1 rRNA gene is annotated in these 2936 nt (G+C 50.4%); it reads left to right on the forward strand.

What is annotated here, in order from left to right:
* Nucleotides 1-21 precede the first annotated feature (21 nt).
* A 23S ribosomal RNA gene (locus FTV37_RS16520) occupies nt 22-2915 on the forward strand.
* Nucleotides 2916-2936: the final 21 nt, after the last annotated feature.

A 2936-nucleotide genomic window follows, 5' to 3' on the forward strand; every position in this document is an offset into this window, starting at 1 on the left:
GACGACTGTTTGGGGTTGTATAGTCAAGTAATTAAGTGCATGTGGTGGATGCCTTGGCAGTCAGAGGCGATGAAAGACGTAATAGCCTGCGATAAGCTCCGGGGAGGCGGCAAATATCCTGTGATCCGGAGATTTCTGAATGGGGAAACCCACCCGCTATAAGGCGGGTATCATAAACTGAATACATAGGTTTATGAGGCGAACGAGGGGAAGTGAAACATCTCAGTACCCTTAGGAAAAGAAATCAATTGAGATTCCCTCAGTAGCGGCGAGCGAACGGGGAAAAGCCCATTAAGTTATCTAAGCTTTAGTGGAACGCTCTGGGAAGTGCGACCATAGTAGGTGATAGTCCTGTACGCGAAAGGGCTTAGATAATGATGTCGAGTAGGGCGAGGCACGTGAAACCTTGTCTGAATATGGGGGGACCATCCTCCAAGGCTAAATACTCCTGACTGACCGATAGTGAACCAGTACCGTGAGGGAAAGGCGAAAAGAACCCCTGTGAGGGGAGTGAAATAGATCCTGAAACCGCATGCATACAAGCAGTGGGAGCCAACTTGTTTGGTGACTGCGTACCTTTTGTATAATGGGTCAGCGACTTACATTCAGTAGCAAGGTTAACCGATTAGGGGAGCCGTAGAGAAATCGAGTCTTAATAGGGCGTTTAGTTGCTGGGTGTAGACCCGAAACCGGGTGATCTATCCATGAGCAGGTTGAAGGTTGGGTAACACTAACTGGAGGACCGAACCCACTGTCGTTGAAAAGCCAGGGGATGACTTGTGGATAGGGGTGAAAGGCTAATCAAACTCGGTGATAGCTGGTTCTCCCCGAAAGCTATTTAGGTAGCGCCTCGGACGAATACCATTGGGGGTAGAGCACTGTTTCGGCTAGGGGGTCATCCCGACTTACCAAACCGATGCAAACTCCGAATACCAATGAGTACTATCCGGGAGACAGACTGCGGGTGCTAACGTCCGTAGTCAAGAGGAAAACAATCCAGACCGCCAGCTAAGGCCCCAAAATTATAGTTAAGTGGGAAACGATGTGGGAAGGCATAGACAGCTAGGAGGTTGGCTTAGAAGCAGCCACCCTTTAAAGAAAGCGTAATAGCTCACTAGTCGAGTCGGCCTGCGCGGAAGATGTAACGGGGCTAAAACTATATGCCGAAGCTGCGGATTTACACATTAGTGTAAGTGGTAGGGGAGCGTTCTGTAAGCCGATGAAGGTGGATTGAGAAGTCTGCTGGAGGTATCAGAAGTGCGAATGCTGACGTGAGTAACGACAAAACGGGTGAAAAACCCGTTCGCTGAAAGACCAAGGGTTCCAGTCCAACGTTAATCGGGGCTGGGTGAGTCGACCCCTAAGGCGAGGCCGAGAGGCGTAGTCGATGGGAAATTGGTTAATATTCCAATACTTCAGTGTAATGCGATGAGAGGACGGAGAAGGTTAAGTCAGCCTGGCGTTGGTTGTCCAGGTGAAAGGAAGTAGGCATGTATCTTAGGCAAATCCGGGGTACTCTATGCTGAGATCTGACAGCAAGCTGTACTTGTACAGTGAAGTGGCTGATACCATACTTCCAGGAAAAGTCTCTAAGCTTCAGTTACACTGGAATCGTACCCGAAACCGACACAGGTGGTCAGGTCGAGTAGACCAAAGCGCTTGAGAGAACTCTGCTGAAGGAACTAGGCAAAATGGTACCGTAACTTCGGGAGAAGGTACGCTGCTTTTGGTGATGGAACTTGCTTCCTGAGCTGAGAGCAGCCACAGAAACCAGGCCCCTGCAACTGTTTATTAAAAACATAGCACTCTGCAAACACGAAAGTGGACGTATAGGGTGTGATGCCTGCCCGGTGCTGGAAGGTTAATTGATGGGGTTAGCGTAAGCGAAGCTCTTGATCGAAGCCCCAGTAAACGGCGGCCGTAACTATAACGGTCCTAAGGTAGCGAAATTCCTTGTCGGGTAAGTTCCGACCTGCACGAATGGCATAATGATGGGGGCGCTGTCTCCAGCAGAGGCTCAGTGAAATCGAAATCGCCGTGAAGATGCGGTGTACCCGCGGCTAGACGGAAAGACCCCGTGAACCTTTACTGCAGCTTGACATTGAACTTTGATCTTACTTGTGTAGGATAGGTGGGAGGCTTTGAAACCGAGACGCTAGTTTCGGTGGAGCCAATCTTGAAATACCACCCTGGTAATATTGAGGTTCTAACTCTGTCCCGTTATCCGGGACGAGGACCATGTCTGGTGGGTAGTTTGACTGGGGCGGTCTCCTCCTAAAGAGTAACGGAGGAGTACGAAGGTGCGCTCAGCGTGGTCGGAAATCACGCGTAGAGTATAAAGGCAAAAGCGCGCTTAACTGCGAGACCCACAAGTCGAGCAGGTACGAAAGTAGGTCTTAGTGATCCGGTGGTTCTGTATGGAAGGGCCATCGCTCAACGGATAAAAGGTACTCTGGGGATAACAGGCTGATACCGCCCAAGAGTTCATATCGACGGCGGTGTTTGGCACCTCGATGTCGGCTCATCTCATCCTGGGGCTGAAGCAGGTCCCAAGGGTATGGCTGTTCGCCATTTAAAGAGGTACGCGAGCTGGGTTTAGAACGTCGTGAGACAGTTCGGTCCCTATCTACCGTGGGCGCTGGAAATTTGAGAGGATCTGCTCCTAGTACGAGAGGACCAGAGTGGACGAACCTCTGGTGTACCGGTTGTGACGCCAGTCGCATCGCCGGGTAGCTATGTTCGGAAGGGATAACCGCTGAAAGCATCTAAGCGGGAAGCCTACCTCAAGATAAGATTTCCCTTGGACTTTATGTCCACTAAAGAGCCGTTGAAGACTACGACGTTGATAGGTTGGATGTGGAAGTGCGGTGACGCATGAAGCTGACCAATACTAATTGCTCGTGAGGCTTGACTATACAACACCCAAACAGTTGTAT

Origin of the sequence: Acinetobacter sp. YH16042, from assembly GCF_013417245.1 — a bacterium.
Classification (GTDB): Bacteria; Pseudomonadota; Gammaproteobacteria; order Pseudomonadales; family Moraxellaceae; genus Acinetobacter; species Acinetobacter amyesii.